Here is a 21330-nt window from a genome sequence, read left to right on the forward strand (position 1 = left end):
TGTCGCGACGGCGATGCCGTGTCCGGGTGGCCGGGCCGGGCCGGGGGTGGCGTCAGCGGAAGGCCTGGACGGCGCGGAGCATGCGCGCAGCCGCCTCCAGGCTCCTGGCGCCCTCCAGGGCGCGGCCGGCGGCGGTGGCGAAGCGGCCGAGCAGGTGCTCGTCGATGTCGTCGAACGCCCGCCCCGCCACCCACAGGTAGGCCTGCGCGTGCGTGGCCAGCGGCATCGGCACCGCCAGGAAGCCCGGCTCACCGAACTCCGGGTCGGCGCCCAGCCGTACCGCGCCGCAGGCGGTGGCGAGCGTCTTGAGCGCGCCCGACTCGGCCAGCCAGCGCCGTACCCGCTGCGGATCACCCGGCGGCACGTGCACCCGCACCGGCCACGCGCAGTCCTGCAGCGGGTCCACTTCCACGAATCCGGCGCAGCCGGCGCCCGTGATCGCGGCCGCCACGCGCGCCATGCGGTCGAGCAGCTGCTCGGCGTTCACGCGCGACAGCTCGGCGACCAGGCCGCCGACGCCGGAGGCGGCGCACACGCTCGGCGGCGCCGTGGCCTGGGCCTGCGACGTGGCCTGTGCCTGCGACGTGGCCTGTGCCTGCGCCGTGGCCTGGGCCTGCGACGTGGCCTGTGCCTGCGACATGGCCTGCGCCTGCGCCGTCGTGCCCGGGAGGGAGGTGCCGCCGCCCGGGCGAGGGGCGGCCGGCGACGGGGCCGATGCGGGCATGGCGGAAGGGACGGACAAGGGCATGGTCATGGGCGATCCTCTCGGCGGCACGCCGGTTGATCACTGGAACCTCATGGGCGGTGACTCAGAGTCTTCTATGCCGATTCGCCCTTGCCTAGCCCCGAACCGGAAATTCGGATTTTTCACATGTTCTCGTCATTCTTCGGTCGAAGCCGCAGCCATGACAGGTCATCCGACCGTTTCCCGTCCTCGCGCGGGAACAGCTCCCGCTCGACGAACTCCCGCGTGAACCCCGCCCGCTCCAGCACCCGGTGCGAGGCCGTGTTCGCCGTGTCCGTGCCCGCGATGACCCGATGCAGCGGCGTGGCCTCGAAGGCCCACTCCACCAGCATCCGCACCGCACGCGTCATGAACCCGCGCCCGCGGAAGGCGGGCATCAGGCTGTAACCGACCATCGCCTGGCCGAGCGGCTGGGCCACGTTTGCGAGCTGGATGTGCCCGGCGAACGCGCCGCTCGCGGCGTCGCGCACGGCCAGCTCCACCCGCTGGCCGGTCGCCCACCAGAATCCGGTGCTCCGCAGCCGCCGCAGCAGCCCCTCCATGGGCGGCACCGGGAAGACGGAGAACCGCGCGGTCTGCTCGTCCTCCAGCAGCGCCTTGAACAGCTCCGCGTCGTCCGGCCCGATCGGCTCCAGTCGCACCACGCCGTCGTCGAGCGCGTCGAAGAAGGGCAGATAGGGCTTGGTGTCGGGCACCGGCTCACCGGCCAGCCTGGCGAAGCCCGCCCAGTCGGCCCAGCGCCCGTCGCGCAGCCGCTTGGCCTCGCGCTGCACCCCTTCCAGCGTGAACCCCGCCGCCAGCGCCGTCCTGATCGAGGCCACGTTCTCGATCTCGGCCTTCAGCCCCACCCGGTGCAGGCCCTGATCGAACAGCCAGTCCGTCACCGCCCTGGACGCCCGCGCGGCCACACCCCTCCCGCGGGCCCAGGGGGCCACCAGGTAGCCGATCTCCACCACACCCCACCGGTCGGGCCGGGGCACGCCGACGGCCCCCAGATAGCCCCCAGAGGCGTCGGAGATCACGAAGTCGGCCCCGCCCTCGTCCCACCGGTCCCGGGTCTTCTTGATCCACTCACGCGCGTCCTGGGCCGTGTACGGCTGGGGCAGCAGGGGCAGGAATCGGGCGGTCACCGGGTCGTTGGAGGCGCGCACCACCGCCTCGGCGTCGTCGTCGGAGGGAGCGCGCAGGATCAGGTCTCCGGTGGAGATCACGTCACGGGGCAGCATGGGAGTATTGCTACCAGGCGGACGGCCCGGCCACGCAACCGGTTACCGCACGGGACACCCCCGATTTGGCCCTAGCCTTTACGCCATGGGTTTCCGCAGGCACGGGCCGTTCCAGCCCGGGGATCAGGTGCAGCTCACCGATCCCAAGAACAAGCGCCACACGATCACGCTCAAGGAAGACGGGATCTTCCACACCCACAAGGGGGCGATCCCGCACGCCGACCTGATCGGGCAGCCCGAAGGGTCCGTGGTGCGCTCGTCGGGCGGCACGCAGTACCTGGCCTTCCGTCACCTGCTTCAGGACTACACCCTGGCGATGCCGCGCGGTGCGGCCGTGATCTACCCGAAGGACGCGGCGCAGATCGTCGGCATGGCCGACATCTTCCCCGGCGCCCGGGTGATCGAGGCCGGCGTCGGCTCCGGCGCGCTGACCTGCTCGCTGCTGCGCGCGGTCGGACCCGAGGGTCACGTCACCAGCTACGAGCGCCGCCAGGACTTCGCCGACATCGCGCGCAAGAACGTCACCAACTTCTTCGGGCCCATGGACGACAACTGGCGCCTGGTCGTCGGCGACCTGGTCACCGAGATCGACGAGGTCGACGTCGACCGGGTCATCCTCGACATGCTGGCTCCGTGGGAGTGCGTCGACGCCGTCTCCAAGGCGCTCACGCCGGGCGGAGTGATCTGCGTATACGTGGCCACAACCACCCAGATGTCGAAGACGGTCGAGACGATTCGGGATCATGGAAGTTTCACCGAGCCCCACGCGTGGGAGACCCTGAGTCGCGACTGGCATGTCGAAGGACTCGCGGTCCGGCCCGATCACCGGATGATCGGCCACACGGGTTTCCTCGTCATGGCCCGCCGCATGGCGGACGGGGTCACCCCGCCGCCGCGCCGCCGCCGTCCGAAGGGGACCACTGAAGAACTGTGACAATTCGGCCACGAGAGCGTATAGATCCACTACGCGGGAACAGATCACATCCCGCGTACGCTGCAAGGACTAAACGCTCTTATGGGGATTAATTACCGAATACTTAGTGTCATTGTACGAATACTGCCCGGCCAGGTTACGGAGGGGCCCGAGATAGGTAAGGTCCTTAGTAGTCGCCCTCGACTGGGAAGGAGGTGACGGGGCGTGGCAGCTCGCGATGATGAGGCTAGGCACGCGCAGCGCGATCGGGAGGTCGCTGACCTCAACACACAGGTCTCCTTCCTCCAAGAGGAGATCACCGCGCTGAGGCGGAAGCTCGCAGAATCTCCCCGTCAGGCCAGGGTTCTCGAAGAGCGTCTTCACGAGACACAGGCGAATCTCGCTGCGATCACTTCGCAGAACGAGCGCCTGGTGTCGACGCTCAAAGAGGCCAGAGACCAGATCGTCGCCCTGAAGGAAGAAGTCGACCGGCTGGCCCAGCCGCCCTCCGGTTTCGGCGTCTTCCTCGAAGCGCGTGAAGACGGCACCGTGGAGGTGTTCACCGGCGGCCGCAAGCTGCGCGTGAACGTCAGCCCCGCCGTCGATGTCGACAACCTCAAGCGTGGCCAGGAGGTCATGCTCAACGAGGCGCTCAACGTGGTCGAGGCGCTCGGCTACGAGGATCTCGGCGAGATCGTGATGATGAAGGAGCTGCTCGAAGACGGGCAGCGGGCCCTGGTCATCTCCCACGCCGACGAGGAGCGGGTCGTCAGGCTCGCCGAATCGCTGCTCGACCAGCCGATTCGGGCCGGCGACTCGTTGCTGCTGGAGCCCCGCTCCGGCTACGTCTACGAACGCATTCCCAAGTCCGAGGTCGAAGAGCTCGTGCTCGAAGAGGTCCCCGACATCTCCTACGAGGAGATCGGCGGCCTCATGCGGCAGATCGAGCAGATCAGGGACGCCATCGAGCTGCCCTACCTGCACGCCGACCTGTTCCGCGAGCACAAGCTGCGGCCCCCCAAGGGCGTGCTGCTGTACGGCCCGCCCGGTTGCGGCAAGACGCTCATCGCCAAGGCCGTCGCCAACTCCCTGGCCAAGCAGGTCGCGGAGAAGACCGGCCAGTCCGGCAAGAGCTTCTTCCTCAACATCAAGGGTCCGGAGCTGCTCAACAAGTACGTCGGTGAGACCGAGCGGCACATCCGCCTGGTCTTCCAGCGGGCCCGTGAGAAGGCCTCCGAAGGCACCCCGGTGATCGTGTTCTTCGACGAGATGGACTCGATCTTCCGTACCCGTGGCTCGGGCGTCTCCTCCGACGTCGAGAACACCATCGTCCCGCAGCTGCTCAGCGAGATCGACGGTGTCGAGGGCCTGGAGAACGTCATCGTCATCGGCGCCTCCAACCGCGAAGACATGATCGACCCGGCGATCCTGCGGCCCGGCCGCCTGGACGTCAAGATCAAGATCGAGCGGCCGGACGCCGAGGCGGCCAAGGACATCTTCTCCAAGTACCTCATCTCCGACCTGCCGCTCCACCCCGACGACCTGGCCGAGCACTCCGACTCGCGCGAGGGCACCATCCACGGCATGATCCAGAGCGTCGTGGAGCGTATGTACACCGAGAGCGAGGAGAACCGCTTCCTCGAGGTGACCTACGCCAACGGCGACAAGGAAGTCCTGTACTTCAAGGACTTCAACTCCGGCGCGATGATCCAGAACATCGTCGACCGGGCCAAGAAGATGGCGATCAAGCAGTTCCTGGAGAGCGGCACCAAGGGCCTGCGGGTGCAGCACCTGCTGTCGGCCTGCGTCGACGAGTTCTCCGAGAACGAAGACCTGCCCAACACCACCAACCCCGACGACTGGGCCCGCATCTCCGGCAAGAAGGGCGAGCGGATCGTCTACATCCGCACGCTGGTCTCCGGCAAGACGGGCACCGAGGCGGGGCGCTCGATCGACACCGTCGCCAACACCGGTCAGTACCTCTGACACAGCTTCACGAGAAGGCCCCGCGCTCATCCCGAGCGCGGGGCCTTTCTTTCGCGCCGGTCGAAAGCCGCTTTCCGCAACCGGGCCATTTCGTGCCCGAGCCGCCTTCCGCAACCGGGCCGTTTCCGTGCCCGAGCCGCTTAACGTGGCTGGGCCGTTTTCCGCGCCTGGCCCGTTCCCGCGCCTGGCCCGTTCCCGCGCCTGGCCCGTTCCCGCGCCTGGCCCGTTCCCGCGCCTGGCCCGTTCCCGCGCCTGGCCCGTTCCCGCGCCTGGCCCGTTTCCGGGCCCGGGCCGCTTTCCGCGCCCACGGCGGCGTCGTTAGCGTGACCCCATGCGACTGCGGCACCTGGCCCTCCCGGTACACGACCGGGAGCGATCACGCACGTTCTACGAGACCTACTTCGGCTTCGACGGCGGCCCCGCCTCCGACTACCCCGACGGCACCCTGATCATCCGCACCGCCGACGGCTTCGACCTCGCCCTGCACCCCGACCCCCAGCACGGCCCCGCCCCCGCCTTCCTCCACTTCGGCTTCACCTGCGCCGGACGCGACGAGGTGACCCGCGCCAAGGCCCACCTGCGCTCCGGCGGCGTAGAGATCGTCGAGGAGGACGACGAGGACGATCTGGTGAGCTTCAAATGCCTCGACCCCGACGGCTACCGCATCGAGGTGTACTGGGAAAGCGTCTGAGCCCGGCCGGACCAACAGCCGCCACATAAGTCACAAAAGCTGTCACACTGGTCTCTCCTGTCACAGCAGTCCCAGGGAGAACGGTGACCGACCAGCCGCGCCTGCGCGAGCTCGACGCCCTGCGCTTCCTCGCCGCCTTCGCGGTGATGGCCTTCCACTACCTGTCGGCGTTCAAGTCGATCTGGGTGACCGAGCCGAACCACATCTTCGCCCCCGTCGCCCCGGTGACCACCCTCGGCATCCTCGGCGTCGAACTGTTCTTCCTCATCAGCGGATTCGTCATCCTGATGAGCGCCTGGGGCAGGACCCTCGGCGGCTTCGCCGTCTCCCGCTTCGCCCGGCTCTACCCCGCCTACTGGTTCACCGTCCTGGCCATCTGGGCGCTGTACTCCTTCACCGACGTGCAAGGCTTCCGGCCCAAGTTCGAGCTCTCCGACTACCTGTGGAACCTCACCATGTTCCAGTCGGCGGCCAAGGTCGGCCACGCCTCCGGCGTCTTCTGGTCCCTCTGGGCCGAACTACGCTTCTACATCCTCATGGCGATCTTCGTCATCATCGGGATCACGCTCAAACGCTGCTACGCCTTCATGGGCCTGTGGTCCCTCGGCGCGCTCGCCGCCGAATTCACCACCAAGACCTGGCTCGTCGACCTCTTCGGCATCACCCCCGAGCGCTGGCTCGTCAAAACCAACGAATGGCTCACCCTCATCTTCATGCCACGGCAGATGCCGTACTTCATCGCCGGCATGAGCTTCTTCCTCCTGTGGCGCTACGGCCACTCCTTCCTGTCGTGGTTCTTCGTCGCCCTCAGCTTCTACCCGGCCGTCTGGGTAGCCCTGGAGAGGGTCGGCAGCCGCGTCAAATCCAAGGGATACGAGGACTTCCCCGCCTCCGACATCGGCGTCGTCATCGCCATCACGCTCATCTACCTCCTCATCGCCGCCGTCACACTCGGCTGGCTGAAATGGATGACCTGGAAGGGCCTGACCATCCTCGGCGCCCTCACCTACCCGCTCTACCTGGTGCACCAGACCCTCGCGGCCATCGTCATCCCGCCGCTGAAGGACTCGATGAACCCCTGGCTGCTCGCCGCGCTCACCATGGTGATCGCCATCGCCGTCTCCTACCTCGTCTACGCGCTCATCGACAAGCCCGGCCAACGCCTCCTGCGCAAACTGATGCCCCGCGACAAGACCCGCGGACGACGACGTAAGCCCTCGTCGGAGCCCATTCCGGAGATGTCTCCGCGAACGCATCAGGCATCTGTGCCATAACGGAGTGCTGGCCGGGCATCAAGAAAGGGCTAGGCTCGGGAACGAACGGACTGCCGCTAGACATGGGGTGCGCATGACGGTGCGTCGGGTGATGGGCATCGAGACCGAGTACGGAATCTCCGTACCCGGCCAGCCAGGCGCCAACGCGATGGTGACATCGTCACAGGTCGTCAACGCCTACCTGGCCGCTTCGGCCGCCAGGGCGCGCAGAGCGCGCTGGGACTTCGAGGAGGAGAATCCGCTGCGCGACGCGCGCGGCTTCGATCTCGCCCGGGAGGTCGCCGACCCCAGCCAGCTGACCGACGAGGACCTGGGGCTGGCCAACGTCATCCTCACCAACGGCGCGCGGCTCTACGTCGACCACGCCCACCCGGAATACTCCACGCCCGAGTGCACCAACCCTCGCGCGGCGGTCATCTGGGACAAGGCCGGCGAACGCGTCATGTACGACGCCGCCGTACGCGCCTCGGCGATCCCCACCAACGCGCCCATCCAGCTCTACAAGAACAACACCGACGCCAAGGGCGCCTCCTACGGCTGCCACGAGAACTACCTCATGCGCCGGGCCACCCCGTTCGCCGACATCGTGCGGCACCTGACGCCCTTCTTCGTCTCCCGCCAGGTCGTCGTCGGCGCCGGCAAGGTCGGCATCGGGCAGGACTCCCGCAGCGAAGGCTTCCAGATCAGCCAGCGCGCCGACTTCTTCGAAGTCGAGGTCGGCCTCGAGACCACGCTCAAGCGGCCGATCATCAACACCCGCGACGAGCCGCACGCCGACCCCGAGAAGTACCGGCGCCTGCACGTCATCATCGGCGACGCCAACATGTCGGAGATCTCCACCTACCTCAAGCTCGGCACCACCGCGCTCGTCCTGGCGATGATCGAGGACAACTTCCTCACCCGCGACCTCACCGTCGACAACCCCGTCCAGGCCCTGCGCGCCGTCTCCCATGACCCCACCTGCCGCTACGAGATCGCCATGCGCGACGGGCGCAAGCTCACCGCCATCCAGCTGCAGATGGAATACCTGGAGCAGGCCCGCAAGTACGTCGAGGAACGCGGCACCGCCCAGGAGGAGATGACCAAGGACGTCCTCGACCGGTGGGAATCCGTGCTCACCCGCCTGGCCGACGACCCCATGCAGCTGTCACGCGAACTCGACTGGGTCGCCAAGCTCGAACTCCTCGAGGGCTACCGCACCCGCGACAGCCTGCCCTGGTCCCACCCCCGCCTGCAGCTCGTCGACCTCCAGTACTCCGACATCCGCCCCGACCGCGGCCTGTACAACCGGCTCGTCGCCCGCGGGCGCATGCAGCGCCTGGTCACCGAGGAGCAGGTCCTGCGGGCGGTGGAGAACCCTCCCAACGACACCCGCGCCTACTTCCGCGGCCGCTGCCTGGCGCAGTACTCCGAGTCCGTCGCCGCCGCCTCCTGGGACTCGGTCATCTTCGACATCCCCGGCCGCGAGTCGCTGCAGCGCGTGCCCACCCTCGAGCCGCTGCGCGGCACCAAGGCCCACGTGGGCGAGCTGTTCGACCGCTGCCGCACCGCCGCCGACCTCGTCGCCGCCCTCACCGGCGGCGAATGACCCCGGCCCCCCGCTCCGCCGTACCCATCCCGGTACGGCGGAGCTGTACGGCCGAGCTGGGAATCTACAAAGTAAAGGCGCTGGGCTCTTAGCGACCCTGGGGCTCCAGGTTTCTCCGGTCCGGTGCTTCCCCGGGCCTGTCTGACCTCGATGGCGGCAGCATCCCGGGAAGTGGCGAAGATCGCCGGGTCGTCCGCGCGAAATGTCGGCCGGTTCGGGGAAGATATAGGTCAGAGGCAGTTCCCCCAACCGGAGGTAAGAGATGGCAGCGAAGGACACGGGCGGCCAGAAGCAGGCCGGTCGGCGCGAGGGCGAGGTCGAGGAGGTCGAGGCGACCGCCGGGGCCGACGTCCAGGAGCGGCACGAGAAGCTCACGGACGACGTCGACGCAATTCTGGACGAAATCGACGAAGTTCTCGAAGAGAACGCAGAGGAATTTGTCAGAGGTTACGTGCAAAAGGGCGGAGAGTAGGGCAAAAGGGACATTGAAAATCGGGTTAAACCGGTGGAAAGTGCTCCTGGGGTGAAGTGGTGCCCGGATTGTGGGGAGGCTAAGGCCGTCTCGGAGTTCGGGCTCAACAAGCGTATGCCCGATGGGCGGGCGCGCTACTGCAAGGCCTGTTTCGGAGTTCGCTCGAAGAAGAGTTACCGCAAGCGGGCGGCCGAGCAGGGGCGAAGTGTACGCGAGCGGGTTGAGGCTCCGGAGGGCCACAAGTACTGCCCGCGTTGTCAGGAGATCAAGCCGACTGCCGAGTTCGGTAGGAATCGGTCGGACAAGTCGGATGGGCTCACGTCCTACTGCAAGCCGTGCCACACCTTGGTGGGGCGAGAGAACCGCGTCAAGAACCACGGTAGCGAACGCAACTACAAGCTCAAGTATCTGTACGGCATCACCGAAGACGACTACGAGCGCATGCTCGCCCAGCAGGGCGGGCTCTGCGCCGTCTGCCGGGAGAACGCCGGCACTCATGTCGACCACTGCCACAGCACCGGCCGGGTGCGTGGCATTCTCTGTTTCAACTGCAACAACGGCCTAGGGCACTTCCGTGACGACCTGACGGGTCTGGCCCTGGCCGCGGCGTATCTGTGGGATGTGGAGGTCTGGGCCGACCGGCCCGCGGTGCCGGGGCCGCGGCGGGCGGAGGTGGCGCCGACGCGTTCCTCCCACCTGTCCCAGCGGTACGGCCTGCGTCATGCCGACGTGGAGCGGATGATCGAGGCGCAGTCGGGGCTGTGCGCGGCCTGCTGGGAGCGGGAGCCGGAGCATGTCGATCACTGTCATGGCACCGGTGAGGTGAGGAAGGCGCTGTGCCTGCCGTGCAACACCGGGATCGGCCAGTTCCGCGATGACGCCCGGTTCGTGTGGCGGGCCCTGGAGTATTTGGCGCCGCCGATCGCGTGGGAGGATTACCTGGCTCTGGTCACGCATGGTTAACAGGGGTAGGCGCGGTCATGCTGATTCGTCATCGGGGTCATGAGCCGAAGGTCGACCCGAGTGCTTTCGTGGCGCCGACGGCGACGTTGGTGGGGCGGGTGAGTGTCGGGCCGCGTGCGAGGGTGATGTACGGGGCGGTGCTCGACGCCGAGGACGGGGCGATCGAGGTGGGGGAGTCGTCGATCGTCTGCGAGAACGCCGTGTTGCGTGGTGACGTGTCGTTGGGTGATCACGTGTTCGTGGGGCCGCAGTCGACGTTGCTGGGGTGCCGGGTGGGGCGGTGCTCGTATCTGGCGACCGGGGTGACGGTGTTGCAGGAGGCGGTCGTGGGGGCGGGCGCCGTGGTGGCGATCGGGGCGGCCGTTCACGCGCGGGCGGTGGTGGCGGAGGAGTTCTTCGTGCCGCCGATGACGGTGCTGGTGGGGGAGCGGGTTTTCGCGCCGGGGGATCCTGGGTTGCCGGAGGCGATCAAGGAGGTGGGGTTCGCGAAGGTGGCTTTCGGGGTGGAGGCTGACTGGGAGGATCGCATTTCCCGGTATGAGCGGATCGCTGAGGTGCGCTCGGCGCAGTTCGCCGCCCACGCGGACGACGAGATCGTGGGCTGAGGGTTCCGGGACGAGGCGCCTCGGGTGCGCGGCGCGTGCGTCGGGTGTGCAGCGCGTACGCGGCTGTGAGGCGTCTGCGCTGCGGTTGTGAGGGAGGCGCCAGGCCCGCGAGAAGGGAACTCACCAGTCAGCGGGGCAGCGGGGCGAATTCGACCGCGACCCCGATGAGCCGCACAGGCCGTCGTAGGTCGAAGCGGTCGAGGAGGTCCACGGCCGTGGTGGCGATGACGTCGGGGTCGGTGGTGGGCTGGGCGAGTTTGGCCTGGCGGGTGCGGGTGAAGAAGCTGCTGAGGCGGATCTTGACGACGACGCGCACCGCCGTACGTCCTTCGTCGCGGGTCTCGGCGGCCAGGGTGCGGGCGAGGGTGTCGACGTGGGCGTCGATGGTGGCGCGGTCGGTCACGTCGTCGGCGAGGGTGATCTCGTGGCTGCGGCTGCGCGGCACCCAGGGCGCGTCGGTGACGCTCTCCTCGCCCTTGCCGAGCGCCAGGTAGCGCAGCCAGGGCCCGTTGGTGGGCCCGAAGGTCTTGGCGAGCAGGTCGACGTCGGCGGCGGCGAGGTGGGCGACGGTGTCGATGCCGAGGGTGGCGAGTTTGGCGGCGGTGCGGCTGCCGATGCCCCACAGGGCGGTGACGGGGCGTTCGTTCATGATGTGCGCCCAGTCGGCGGAGGTGAGCCGGTTGACGCCGGAGGGTTTGTCGAAGGCGGCGGCGAGTTTGGCCTGGTGTTTGTTGTCGCCGATGCCGACCGAGCAGGTGAGGCCGGTCTGTTCGGTGAGGGTCTGCTGGATGGTGTGGGCGAGGGTGAAGGGGTCGTTGTCGTAGCCGTCGCCGTTCCAGCCGAGGAAGGCCTCGTCGAGGCCCCAGACCTCGACGATGACGGGGAAGGTGCGCAGGACGCGCATGACCTGGGCGGAGGCTTGCTCGTAGAAGGCGAGGTCGCGGGGGATGAAGACGGCGTCGGGGCAGGCGCGCATGGCGGCGCGGATGGGCATGCCGGAGTGCACGCCGTGGGCGCGGGCTTCGTAGGAGGCGGTGGCGACGACGGTGCGGGCCTGGGTGGGTTCGGCGCCGGTGCCGACGATGACGGGTTGCCCGCGCAGGTCGGGGTTGCGCACGATCTCGACGGCGGCCATGAAGAAGTCGAGGTCGATGTGGATGACCCAGGTCTTCATCCCACCAGTGTGTCATCGGCGTAGAGGAGGGCGCGCCGCTGGCGGGGTACGGCCCAGGCGCGGCTGCCGATGGGGGGTTCGTCGCCTTCGGGGACGAGGACCTGGATGAGGCGGTCGCGGGCTTCGAGGGTGACGAGGGTGGCGGTGCCGAGGTTCTCCAGGACGGCGACGGTGCCGGGGAAGCCGTCTTCGCGTTCGTCGAGGGCGAGGTCGGCGTATTCGGGCCGCATGCCGTACAGGATCTCGCTGCCGTCGGGGAGGGCGCCGGCGGGCAGGACGGCTCCGGCGACGTGCAGGGCGCCTCCGGTGACCTTGCCGGGCAGCAGGTTCATGGGGGTGGAGCCGATGAAGGAGGCGACGAAGGGGGTGGCGGGCCGCTGGAAGATCTCGGCGGGGGTGCCGACCTGGATCATGCGGCCGTGGTCCATGACGGCGATGCGGTCGGCCAGGGCGAGGGCTTCGGCCTGGTCGTGGGTGACGAAGACGGTGGTGACGGCGAGTTCGCGTTGCAGGCGTTTGAGGAAGGTGCGGGCTTCGAGGCGCAGGCGGGCGTCGAGGTTGGACAGGGGTTCGTCGAAGAGGAAGGCGGTGGGGTGGCAGGCGATGGCGCGGGCGAGGGCGACGCGTTGCTGCTGGCCGCCGGAGAGCTGGCTGGGGCGGCGTTCGAGCAGGTCGCCGAGGGAGAGCCGGGTGGCGACCTCGCGGGCTTTGGCGAGGCGTTCGGCTTTGGCGATCTTCTTGATGCGCAGGGGGTAGGCGATGTTGTCGGCGACGCTCATGTGGGGGAAGATCGCGTAGTCCTGGAAGACCATGGCCACGTCGCGTTCGCCGGGCTGGCGGGTGGTGACGTCGGTGGTGTTGATGGCGATGGTGCCCGTGGTGGGGGTCTCGAGGCCGGCGATGGTGCGCAGGAGGGTGGTCTTGCCGCAGCCGGAGGGGCCGAGCAGGGCGAAGAATTCGCCGTCGCCGATGGTCAGGTCGATGCCGTCGAGGGCTCGTACGCCGCCGGGGAAGGTCTTGGTGAGGTCGCGCAGAGAGATCATCGTTTGATGCCTCCGTGGAAGCGGAAGCCGTAGCGCTGGCTGACCAGCAGGTACATGGCCACCACCGGCAGCGAGTAGAGCAGGGAGAAGGTGGAGATCAGGTCGAGCTTGGGTGCGCCGCCTTCGGTGTAGAGGGTGTAGAGGATCACCGAGCCCGGCAGTTTCTCGGGGTCGCGCAGGAGGATGAACTGGAACAGGAAGCCGCCCCAGACGGAGGCCATGGCCCAGACGCCGATGGTGGACAGGCCGGGCCGGACGAGGGGGATGACGATGTGGCGCAGGATCTGCAGGGGTGTGGCGCCGAAGACGCGCGCGGACTCCTCGTAGGAGGTGGGCGTCTCGTCCATGAAGTCCTTGAGGATGAAGATCGCCGCGGGGAGCAGGCCGCCGGAGACGACGAGGATGACGCCGAGGTGGGTGTCGATGAGGCCGAGTCTGGTGGCCAGTTCGAAGATGGGGACCATGGCGGCGGTGCCGGTGACGACGCTCGACATCAGCAGGAGCAGGTAGAGGAGCAGGTCGCGGCCTGGCACGTGGACGCGTGAGAGGGCGTAGGCGGCCAGGGCGGCCAGGACGACGACGAGGACGGCGGCGCCGCCCGCCTGCAGCAGCGAGTTGACGATGGATCCGGCGGCGTAGGGGTTGTCGAGGATGGCCTGGAAGTTGCCGAGGGTGAACTGGGGGATGGAGACGGTGATGGTCGGTGTGTCGTCGAAGGGGGCGGCGGCCAGCCAGAGCATGGGGAGGGTGAAGAAGCCGATGACGACGGCGATGAAGGCGGTGGCGGCCAGGCGGCCGAGTACGTGCCGGGTCATGCCGGTGGTCCTCCCGCGGCGGCTTCCTGGCTGCGGCGCCGGCCGCGTAGCAGGCGCAGGTAGGCCAGGGCCATGATGAGGTTGATCAGCAGGATGAGGAAGGAGATGGCGGCGCCGGCGCCGAGTGAGCCTCCGCGCAGGGCGACGTTGTAGACGTAGACGGGCAGGATCTCCGAGCGCCCTTCCGGCCCGCCCGCGGTGAGCAGGAACGGGGTGAAGTCGTTGAACGTCCACAGGCTGATGAGCAGCAGGTTCGTCAGGATGTGGCGGCGCAGCAGGGGGAAGACGACGTCGCGCAGCTGTTGCGGCACGCTGGCCCCGGCCAGGCGGGCGGTCTCCAAGTGGGAGGGCGGCACGTTCTCGAGGGCGGCGGAGTAGAGCATCATCGAGAAGGCGGTGCCGCGCCAGGTGTTGAAGACGATGATGCTGAGCATCGGGTAGTCGAGCAGCCAGGCGAAGCCGGGGGTGCCGAGCAGGGCGTTGAGGGTGCCGCCGCTGCGGTCGAGCAGGGCGATCCACAGGAACGCCACGACGGAGCTGGGCAGGATCCACGACAGCAGGACGACGCCTTCGACGAGGCGGCGTACGGGGCCGCGGCGGCTGCGCAGGATCCAGGCGATGGTGAAGCCGAGGACGGCCTGGCCGGCGATGGCGGAGCCGCCGACGAACAGCACGGTCAGCCAGAGCGAGGTGTGGAAGCGGGTGTCGGCCAGGGCGCCGGTGTAGTTGTCGACGCCGACGAGGCGGGGTTGCGCGGCGGCCAGGCCGGTGAGGCGGTAGTCGGTCAGGCCGAGGTAGATGGTCCAGAGGGCGGGGAAGATCAGGAAGACGGCGATGAGGGCCAGGGCGGGCAGGACGAAGGCGCTGGCCCTGGCCTTGCCGAGCCCGGCGGCGTCGGTGGTCATGGGGGCGCCGCCCTGCCGTGGTACGGCACGCGTCTGCGGATGGTCGGGGTGCGTGCCGTACGGGTGGACGGTGCGCGTGCCGTGCCGCCGGTGGGGTCAGCCCGCGATGTTGGCCGCGCCACCGACGAGTCCCTCCAGTTTGCTCTGGTAGGCCGCGGCGGCCGCGTCGGGTGCCTGGCCGCTGACGATGGCCGCGGTGGCCTCCTGGAGCGTGGTCGACACCTGCGGGTAGACGGCCAGGGGCGGCCGGTAGGCGGTGATCGGCAGGACCTCCTCGGCGACGAACTTCAGCATCGGGTCGGCCGTCAGCACCTCGGCGTTGACGTCGTCGCGTGAGCTGATGCGCACCTGCCCGGCCAGCTGTGACTTGATCGCCTCGGCGGAGTGCATGAAGGCGAGCAGTTCCCAGGCGAGCTTGCCGTTCTTGGAGAACGGGTTGAGGGCTCGTACGGCTCCGCCGGACATGGAGACGAAGTCCTGGCCGCGGATGCCGGCGCCGGGCTGCTTGGCGGGGATCTTGGCCCAGCCGACGGCGGTGTCGCGGTCGGCCATGGGGGCGACGCCCGCCTTGGGTTCGATGACCGAGCGCCAGAAGTAGTCGCTCTCGGCCAGGATGGCGATCTTGCCTTCGGCGAACTGGGCGAAGGAGGTGTCGCGGCCCTTGGCCTCCTGCTGGAGTTTGGGGTCGCCGAGGCCGCTGCCGCCGTAGATCTGCTGGTAGAAGCCGAGCACGTCCTTCATGGCCTGGGAGGCGCCGGCCCATTTGCGGTCGGCGTAGATCTCGGCGCCGGCTCCGGCGAGCAGGGGCAGGGCGCCCTGCATGGTGGTGGCCTCGCCCATGGCGGTGCCGGCGTTGATCTGGATGGGGATCGGCACGCCGGCGGCCTTGAGCTTGGTGCCGGCGTCGATGATCTCCTGCCAGCTGGTGGGCTGCCAGGGTTCGGGCAGGCCGGCCTTCTTGAACAGTGTCTTGTTGTAGAACAGGACGCGGCCGTCGGTGCCCTGCGGCAGGGCGTACTTCTTGCCGTCGAAGATGCCCAGTCCTTGGACGGCCTGCGGGATCTGGCCCCAGCCCTCCCAGGTGTCGACGGCGGGCCCGCCGACGTCGGCGAGTGGCTTGATGTATCCGGCCTGGGCGAACTCGCCGACCCAGATGCCGTCGAGGTCGATGACGTCGGCGCCGGTCCTGGACTTCAGGTCCAGGGCGATCTTCGTCTTGTACTGTTCGTCCTCCACGCCGCTGGACTGGAAGAGGACCTTCACGTTCTGGTGGGTCCTCTCGAACTCGGGGATGACCCACTTCTTGATCCAGGCGGCGCTCTCGGAGTTCTTGCCGCCTTCGATGGAGTTGGCGGCGATCGTGAGCGTCACGCTCTCCGGTCCGGCCGGGGTGCTGGACCCGCACGCGGTCAGGGCGATGGCCAGGGCAGCCACGAAGACACGTCTCACAGCGGCCTCCCGTGTGGATGGACGTGCAGACATACCGACAATCGCACGGGGCCCGTGACGCGTAAAGAAACGATCTGATGAACGCCGTTTGATCACAGCCGGTTCGCCGCGAGCTGATCGGGGGAAGTGCAAGCTGCGACGGAAGATGAGTAGGGTCGAGCCTGTCGGATCTATCGTTTGGAGGGAGCCGGAGTGGCAATGCACAAGGATCTGCCCGCCGGATTGACGAACCAACTTTTCACCAACACCGGCAACTCCTCGTTCACCGAGTTCCTCGGGTCGTTCGCCCCGCAGCTGCTGCCGGTGCGCGACGAGAGGCTGGCGACTCCCATCGGTGACCAGGTCCCGCACGCCACCACGATCGTGGCGGCCTCCTTCGCCGGTGGCGTGGTGATGGCCGGCGACCGGCGTTCCACCTCGGGCAACATCATCGCCCAGCGTGACATCGAGAAGGTGTTTCGCACCGACGACTACTCCTGCATGGGCATCGCGGGCACCGCGAGCACTGGCATCGAGATGGCCCGGCTGTACCGGGTGGAGCTTGAGCACTACGAGAAGCTCGAGGGGCGCACGCTGTCGGTGGCGGGCAAGGCCAACCGGCTCGCGGCGATGATCCGCGGCAACCTGGCCATGGCCATGCAGGGCCTGGTCGTAGTGCCGCTGTTCGCCGCCTACGACCCCGACCGCGACGCGGGCCGCATCTTCGGCTACGACGTGGCGGGCGGGCCGTACGAGAAGGAGCGTTACGACGCCATCGGCTCGGGTTCGATCTTCGCCAAGGGCGCGCTGAAGAAGCTGTACCGTGAGGGCGCCTCGGCCGACGACACGGTGACGATGCTCATCCAGGCGCTCTACGACGCCGCCGACGACGACTCCGCCACCGGCGGCCCCGACGTGACCCGTAAGATCTGGCCGGTCGTCTCGGTCATCGACGCCGACGGCTTCCGCCGGCTGGGCGACGACGAGGTCGCGGGTGTCGTGCAGCGCATGCTCGACGAACGCATGATCTCCCCTGACGGCCCCATCGCACCGCTGCGCTAGAAAGGATCCTCGAAGGTGACCATGCCTTTTGGATACGCCTCTCCCGAGCAGATCATGCGGGACAAGGCCGACTACGCGCGCAAGGGCATCGCCCGCGGGCGTAGCGTCGTGGTGCTGCAGTACCAGGACGGCATCCTGTTCGTGGCGCCCAACCCGTCGCGGGCGCTGCACAAGATCAGCGAGATCTACGACCGCATCGGCTTCGCGGCCGTCGGGCGTTACAACGAGTTCGAGGAGCTGCGGCTCGGCGGCATCCGCTACGCCGACATCAACGGCTACACCTACGACCGTTCCGACGTGACCGGGCGCGGTCTGGCCAACCTGTACGCCTCCAACCTGGGGCGCATCTTCACCGAGTCGATCAAGTCGCTGGAGGTCGAGGTCGTCGTCGCCGAGGTGGGCGACACGGCCGACGATGACGCGATCTACCGGCTGACCTTCGACGGTTCCGTCTTCGACGAGCACGGCTTCACGGTGATGGGCGGTCAGGCCGAGGCGGTGCTGGGCCGGCTGAAGGAGCGCTACCAGGAGGGTGCTCCGCTGGCCGACGCGCTCGACGTGGCGCTCACGGTGCTGACGGAGCCGGGCGGCGAGCGGCCGGCGGTGGGGCAGCTGGAGGTGGCGGTCCTCGACCGTAACCGGGAGCACCGCAAGTTCCTGCGCCTGGTGGGTCCGAGGCTGGAGCGGCTGTTGCAGCGTCCGGCCGGGGAGGCGCCGGCGGCTCCGGCGTCCACCTCGCAGGAGGGTGACGACGACGGCGCGCCGACGGCTCCGGAGGGTCCGCTCGACGACGGTTCCTGACCTGCCGGAAAGGACGACGGTTCCTGAGCTGCCGAAAGGACGGCGGGCGTGCTGCCCGCCGTCCTTTCGCATGCCGTACGGCCCGCCGCGCCATGACGCGGCGGGTGTCAGCCGCTCGGCACCCGGGCGAGCGGTTCGCCGGTGAGCCACCGCTCGCCCGGGATGAGCCGCGCACCCAGGGCCTGGTCGATCCTGTCCTTGGGGCAGTGGTGTGCCATGCCGGGGATGAGGCACTGGTGGTCGCGCTCGGGCCCGTAGAAGCGGGTGCGCACCAGGTCGGCGGGGTCCAGGGCGGGGGTGAGGCAGACGACCTCGGCGACGCCCGGTTCGAGGGCGCCGGCCAGGCGGGCCAGGAAGGCGCCCTGTCCCGCGCCGACGAGCCGGATCGGCAGCCCGCCACCAAGCCCGCCATCGTGCCCGCCGCCTAGCCCCGGTTCGGAGCGTGCGAACTCCACGGCCCGCAGCACGTCGTACACCCGGGCGGCGCCGAGGCTGTCCGCCAGGCCGATCAGGTCGGAGACGAGTTTGAACGTCGTGCCGTACATGGCCTCGGGGGCGAACTCGTTGAGGCGGTGCGGCGTGAGCGCGCCGCTCGCGCGCACGTCCATGACGACGACGTGCCGCCCCGACCGGGCGGCGCGGCGGCAGGCGTCGGCGTGGGCGGGCAGGTCGTCGGTGCCGCGGTCGAGCAGCACGATGTCGACGCCGGTGGCGGGTCGCGGGGGGTCGAAGACGACGGCGGCCGAGACGATGTCGTGCTCGGCCCACCACAACGCCTTGCGCACCCCCGGCTCCTGCGCCTCCCACCAGCGCGGGTAGAACTCCTCGCGGGGCCGGCGGCCGGCGTTCACGCGGGCGCGCAGCCACGGCAGCCCGCCTCCCGCCTCCCGGCGGTCCAGCTCGGCCAGGCGCCGCATGTTGAGGTCGAAGACCTTCGCCGAGCCCGGCACGTCGGTGGAGATCTGCCCGCTGACCGTGCACTGCAGCGCCTCGTCCGGCTGGAGCGCCGGCTCGTCGCTCAGCACGGTCGCGCTGCCGCCCAGGTGGCGCTGGAAGAAGGCGGAGGCGGCGACGGCGAGTTCGGGCGACAGCCCGTGCCCTCCGTCGGCCCGCACGTGCTCCAGCGCCGACGATCCCATCACCTGGTAGAAGCGCCGCCCTCGGGCCACGGTGCGCACCGCTCCCTCGACGGGGAAGAAGTCGTAGTTCGCCGACATGACCAGCGCCGGCCGGGGCGCCATCGCCAGCAGGAAGTCCTCGTGGTCGAGCCCGTGCAGTGCCCCGCCGGGGATGATCTGCTCGGGGTCCTGGGCCTGTCCCGAGCGCTGGTAGTCCTCCCGCGAGGACACGAAGCAGCTCGGCGCGGCGGCCGCCAGGCGGGGTTCGACGAGCATGAGCCACGTGGTCAGCGTCCCGCCGCCGCTGTTGCCCATCACCCCGACGCGGCGCGGGTCGACCTCGGGCCGGCCGGTCAGGTAGTCGAGCATGCGCCGGGCGTCGGAGACGAAGTAGCGGGCCAGGGAGTCGCCGGTCCACCAGCACTGCACGCCGGCGTGCGAGTGCTCGGGCACGTTCGCCGGGATGATCTCCCGGCCGGACGCGTCGAGGTAGCTCTTGCGCTCGCCCTGCCCGATGGTGTCGAAGCTGAGCGTGACGAGCCCGGCCCTGGCCAGCCGGGCGCACATGGCCTGGTAGCGGGGGGCGGCCTTGCCGGAGGGCGCGTGGCCGCACAGGAACAGCACGGCGCCCGCGGGCTGGGCCAGGCCGTCGGGCAGGTACAGGTTGGCCGGGATGTGGACGCCGTCGCCGACGTCCACGATAAGCCGCTCGACGAGGTGGCCGTCGCCGCGCACCGACCCGGTACGGCGCGCCACGGGGGCCGGGCGGTCTGGCGGCAGGTCGCCGCCGAGGGCGTCGAGGGCGAGGCGGCGCAGCGCCTCCTGGCGCCGCCGTACGTCATGAGGGGTCAGCAGCAGGTCGTTGGCGGCGCGTCCGGCGGCCAGCGCCTCGGCGGTGCGCCGGTAGACGTTCTGCTGCACCTGGGTGGAGGCGTCCCACAGGCCGTCGAGAAAGGGGGCGAAGCGCGGTGCGGCCTCAGCCATACGTGCCCACAGGGATCACGCCCACCGCGCCGGTGGGGCTGCCCCAGCGGACCGTGGGGCCGGCCACCGTGGTGGGCGTACCGTCCGGGCTGGGGTCGACGACGACGCCGTTGAGGTGGACGTACCAGCGGGAGGTGGTGGTGCCGGTGCTCTCGGTGAAGGCGCAGGCCACGAACCTGGCTCCCCACGGGTGGCTCTGGATGCCGCCCTCGGCGACGCCCGCGTAGCGGTGGTCGAAGGTGCAGCGCAGGAAGGTCTTGACCTTGGTGTCGGTGTTGGTCCAGACGCTGCGGACCTGGCGGGCGACGAAGCGGCAGTCGGCGAACTGGACGTTCTGCCCGGAGTCGGCCGAGGCCTCGTCGGTGACGAGGTAGCCGTCGCGGTAGACCTGGCCGTTGGTCCAGGGGCGGTCCTCGAACAGGCAGTCGGCGTACTTGGTGGCCAGGGCGGCGTCCGCTCCGCCGTACCCGAGGTTGTTCCTGCCGTAGAAGTTCGACCACTTGAAGACCAGGCCTGGCTTGTTGGTGTAGGCGCTCCACGTGGTGGTGCCCCAGAAGGTGCAGCCTTCGAAGCGGGTGTAGCCGCCGTCGCCGTTGGTGGCGATGACGCCGGGCCCGCCGTTGTCGACGAACTCGCACCGGGTGAACAGGCCGTTCCTGCAGACGCTGCTCTCGGCCTCGATGTCGAGGCCGGAGGTGGGCGCGGAGCGTACGGCGCCGCGTCCGGTGTGGTTGAACTGGCTGTCGGTGACGGTGAGGGAGTTGCCGCCGGTCCACGACAGGCCCTGGCGGCCGTTGTATTCGCTGCGCACGCCGGTGACGGTGTGGGGTTTGGGCGGGTCGGCGGTGGTCAGGCCGCCGTAGCCGATGGTGAGGCCGTCGAGCCCGTGGTGGTGGGTGTGCACGTCGGAGATGGTCACGTTGGTGTTGCGCAGCAGCCGCATGCCGGTGGCGGTGGCCTGGATGCCGGTGTCGCCCCATCGGCCGCCCAGGACCAGCGTGCCGTTGCGGCCGTCGAGTTCGAGGTTCTCGATGGTGACGTCGCTGCTGTCCTCGACCTGGATCATGGCGCCGACGCGTGCGCGGTACAGCTCGTTGTAGTCCTCGCCGGCCGGAGGCGCCTGCGCGGTTCCGTCGTCGGGGTTGAAGGAGCCGTAGTGCAGGCCGGCGGCCAGCCGCAGGACCGCGCCCGCGCTTCCGCGGATGTGCAGGAAGGCCAGGTTCTTGAACTCCAGCATGGTCCAGTAGCGGTAGTAGGGCTGTCCTGCCACGCGTCCCTGGTTCTGGCCGCCGATCTTGTACACCCCAGCCGGGATGTCGAGCGTCCCGCCTCCGGCGGCGGTGATCTTCTCCACGGCTCTCTGCAGGGCGCCGGTGTCGTTGCCGACGCCGTCGCCCTTGGCGCCGCAGTCGGTCTTGAGGTTGATGACGGGGTAGGCGGCGGCGCGGGCGGGCAGCGGTAACGCGCCTGCGGCGGCGACGGCGGCGGCGCCGAGCAGGACGGCGCGGCGGCGGAGCGGGGGATGGGACACGGGGAC

The 21330-nt window shown here is 69.2% G+C and carries 19 protein-coding genes; 10 read left to right on the top strand and 9 right to left on the bottom strand.

Going from position 1 to position 21330, the window contains the following annotated elements; genetic code table 11:
• Positions 1–52: 52 nt before the first annotated feature.
• Positions 53–754 carry a hypothetical protein gene (locus tag HNR30_RS37145; RefSeq protein ID WP_181614822.1) on the bottom strand — a complete coding sequence of 234 codons (702 nt, stop codon included), beginning with the start codon at positions 752–754 and terminating at the stop codon, positions 53–55.
• A 113-nt stretch (positions 755–867) separates the two neighbouring features.
• Positions 868–1971, bottom strand: a complete 1104-nt coding sequence (locus HNR30_RS37150) for a GNAT family N-acetyltransferase (RefSeq protein ID WP_181614823.1) — start codon at positions 1969–1971, stop codon at positions 868–870.
• A gap of 85 nt (positions 1972–2056) precedes the next feature.
• On the opposite strand from HNR30_RS37150, the gene HNR30_RS37155 reads away from it, so the two are divergent.
• The 8 genes from HNR30_RS37155 to HNR30_RS37190 all read left to right on the top strand — a co-directional run bounded on the left by HNR30_RS37155 (position 2057) and on the right by HNR30_RS37190 (position 10463).
• Positions 2057–2905, top strand: coding sequence for a tRNA (adenine-N1)-methyltransferase (locus HNR30_RS37155; protein ID WP_181614824.1), 849 nt, complete (start codon positions 2057–2059; stop codon positions 2903–2905).
• Positions 2906–3109: 204 nt separating this feature from the next.
• A complete protein-coding gene (arc, locus tag HNR30_RS37160) occupies positions 3110–4870 on the top strand; it encodes a proteasome ATPase (protein ID WP_181614825.1) in 1761 nt (586 codons plus the stop codon).
• A gap of 331 nt (positions 4871–5201) precedes the next feature.
• A complete protein-coding gene (locus HNR30_RS37165) occupies positions 5202–5561 on the top strand; it encodes a VOC family protein (protein WP_181614826.1) in 360 nt (119 codons plus the stop codon).
• 83 nt (positions 5562–5644) lie between these two features.
• Positions 5645–6835, top strand: coding sequence for an acyltransferase family protein (locus HNR30_RS37170; RefSeq protein ID WP_312894917.1), 1191 nt, complete (start codon positions 5645–5647; stop codon positions 6833–6835).
• A gap of 73 nt (positions 6836–6908) precedes the next feature.
• Positions 6909–8423 carry a depupylase/deamidase Dop gene (dop, locus tag HNR30_RS37175; protein ID WP_220134436.1) on the top strand — a complete coding sequence of 505 codons (1515 nt, stop codon included), beginning with the start codon at positions 6909–6911 and terminating at the stop codon, positions 8421–8423.
• A 262-nt stretch (positions 8424–8685) separates the two neighbouring features.
• Entirely contained in the window at positions 8686–8895 is a 210-nt protein-coding gene (locus HNR30_RS37180) for a ubiquitin-like protein Pup (RefSeq protein WP_181614827.1), read from the top strand.
• Between the two features lie 51 nt (positions 8896–8946).
• Complete coding sequence (locus HNR30_RS49670) at positions 8947–9858, top strand: endonuclease VII domain-containing protein (RefSeq protein WP_220134437.1); 912 nt, start codon at positions 8947–8949, stop codon at positions 9856–9858.
• Positions 9859–9875: 17 nt separating this feature from the next.
• Positions 9876–10463, top strand: a complete 588-nt coding sequence (locus HNR30_RS37190) for a gamma carbonic anhydrase family protein (RefSeq protein ID WP_181614828.1) — start codon at positions 9876–9878, stop codon at positions 10461–10463.
• A gap of 127 nt (positions 10464–10590) precedes the next feature.
• Here HNR30_RS37190 and HNR30_RS37195 read toward each other — a convergent pair whose 3' ends face one another.
• The 5 genes from HNR30_RS37195 to HNR30_RS37215 all read right to left on the bottom strand — a co-directional run bounded on the left by HNR30_RS37195 (position 10591) and on the right by HNR30_RS37215 (position 15849).
• A complete protein-coding gene (locus HNR30_RS37195; protein WP_181614829.1) occupies positions 10591–11637 on the bottom strand; it encodes a DNA polymerase IV in 1047 nt (348 codons plus the stop codon).
• Positions 11634–12680 carry an ABC transporter ATP-binding protein gene (locus HNR30_RS37200; protein WP_181614830.1) on the bottom strand — a complete coding sequence of 349 codons (1047 nt, stop codon included), beginning with the start codon at positions 12678–12680 and terminating at the stop codon, positions 11634–11636. Before HNR30_RS37200 ends, HNR30_RS37195 begins: the two co-directional genes overlap by 4 nt.
• The gene (locus HNR30_RS37205) at positions 12677–13495 is read right to left on the bottom strand and encodes a carbohydrate ABC transporter permease (RefSeq protein WP_181614831.1); all 819 of its coding nucleotides are present in this window, start codon (positions 13493–13495) and stop codon (positions 12677–12679) included. Before HNR30_RS37205 ends, HNR30_RS37200 begins: the two co-directional genes overlap by 4 nt.
• Entirely contained in the window at positions 13492–14400 is a 909-nt protein-coding gene (locus tag HNR30_RS37210; protein ID WP_181614832.1) for a carbohydrate ABC transporter permease, read from the bottom strand. The genes HNR30_RS37205 and HNR30_RS37210 overlap by 4 nt, the downstream gene beginning before the upstream one ends.
• 96 nt (positions 14401–14496) lie before the next feature.
• Positions 14497–15849 carry an extracellular solute-binding protein gene (locus HNR30_RS37215; RefSeq protein ID WP_312894918.1) on the bottom strand — a complete coding sequence of 451 codons (1353 nt, stop codon included), beginning with the start codon at positions 15847–15849 and terminating at the stop codon, positions 14497–14499.
• Positions 15850–16047: 198 nt separating this feature from the next.
• Between HNR30_RS37215 and prcB the strand changes: the two genes are divergently transcribed.
• Together prcB and prcA are read left to right on the top strand one after the other, a co-directional pair.
• Positions 16048–16890, top strand: a complete 843-nt coding sequence (gene prcB / locus HNR30_RS37220; protein ID WP_181615199.1) for a proteasome subunit beta — start codon at positions 16048–16050, stop codon at positions 16888–16890.
• Positions 16891–16911: 21 nt separating this feature from the next.
• Positions 16912–17691 (top strand): proteasome subunit alpha, encoded by a 780-nt coding sequence (gene prcA / locus HNR30_RS37225; RefSeq protein ID WP_181614834.1) that lies wholly within the window; start codon positions 16912–16914, stop codon positions 17689–17691.
• A gap of 107 nt (positions 17692–17798) precedes the next feature.
• Here prcA and HNR30_RS37230 read toward each other — a convergent pair whose 3' ends face one another.
• The gene (locus HNR30_RS37230; protein ID WP_181614835.1) at positions 17799–19793 is read right to left on the bottom strand and encodes an acetylxylan esterase; all 1995 of its coding nucleotides are present in this window, start codon (positions 19791–19793) and stop codon (positions 17799–17801) included.
• Positions 19786–21324, bottom strand: coding sequence for a right-handed parallel beta-helix repeat-containing protein (locus tag HNR30_RS37235; protein ID WP_181614836.1), 1539 nt, complete (start codon positions 21322–21324; stop codon positions 19786–19788). The genes HNR30_RS37230 and HNR30_RS37235 overlap by 8 nt, the downstream gene beginning before the upstream one ends.
• Positions 21325–21330: the final 6 nt, after the last annotated feature.

It is taken from the genome of Nonomuraea soli, assembly GCF_013761175.1.
Classification (GTDB): domain Bacteria; phylum Actinomycetota; class Actinomycetes; order Streptosporangiales; family Streptosporangiaceae; genus Nonomuraea; species Nonomuraea soli.

Excerpts from the sequence above, each read along its gene's own strand:
- prcB (WP_181615199.1), top strand. The coding sequence starts at position 16,048 with ATGCACAAGGATCTGCCCGCCGGATTGACGAACCAACTTTTCACCAAC.
- HNR30_RS37150 (WP_181614823.1), bottom strand. The coding sequence starts at position 1,971 with ATGCTGCCCCGTGACGTGATCTCCACCGGAGACCTGATCCTGCGCGCT.
- HNR30_RS37145 (WP_181614822.1), bottom strand. The coding sequence starts at position 754 with ATGACCATGCCCTTGTCCGTCCCTTCCGCCATGCCCGCATCGGCCCCG.
- HNR30_RS37165 (WP_181614826.1), top strand. The coding sequence starts at position 5,202 with ATGCGACTGCGGCACCTGGCCCTCCCGGTACACGACCGGGAGCGATCA.
- HNR30_RS37190 (WP_181614828.1), top strand. The coding sequence starts at position 9,876 with ATGCTGATTCGTCATCGGGGTCATGAGCCGAAGGTCGACCCGAGTGCT.
- HNR30_RS37180 (WP_181614827.1), top strand. The coding sequence starts at position 8,686 with ATGGCAGCGAAGGACACGGGCGGCCAGAAGCAGGCCGGTCGGCGCGAG.
- HNR30_RS37210 (WP_181614832.1), bottom strand. The coding sequence starts at position 14,400 with ATGACCACCGACGCCGCCGGGCTCGGCAAGGCCAGGGCCAGCGCCTTC.
- HNR30_RS37155 (WP_181614824.1), top strand. The coding sequence starts at position 2,057 with ATGGGTTTCCGCAGGCACGGGCCGTTCCAGCCCGGGGATCAGGTGCAG.
- HNR30_RS37205 (WP_181614831.1), bottom strand. The coding sequence starts at position 13,495 with ATGACCCGGCACGTACTCGGCCGCCTGGCCGCCACCGCCTTCATCGCC.
- HNR30_RS37230 (WP_181614835.1), bottom strand. The coding sequence starts at position 19,793 with ATGGCTGAGGCCGCACCGCGCTTCGCCCCCTTTCTCGACGGCCTGTGG.
- prcA (WP_181614834.1), top strand. The coding sequence starts at position 16,912 with ATGCCTTTTGGATACGCCTCTCCCGAGCAGATCATGCGGGACAAGGCC.
- HNR30_RS37195 (WP_181614829.1), bottom strand. The coding sequence starts at position 11,637 with ATGAAGACCTGGGTCATCCACATCGACCTCGACTTCTTCATGGCCGCC.
- HNR30_RS37200 (WP_181614830.1), bottom strand. The coding sequence starts at position 12,680 with ATGATCTCTCTGCGCGACCTCACCAAGACCTTCCCCGGCGGCGTACGA.
- dop (WP_220134436.1), top strand. The coding sequence starts at position 6,909 with ATGACGGTGCGTCGGGTGATGGGCATCGAGACCGAGTACGGAATCTCC.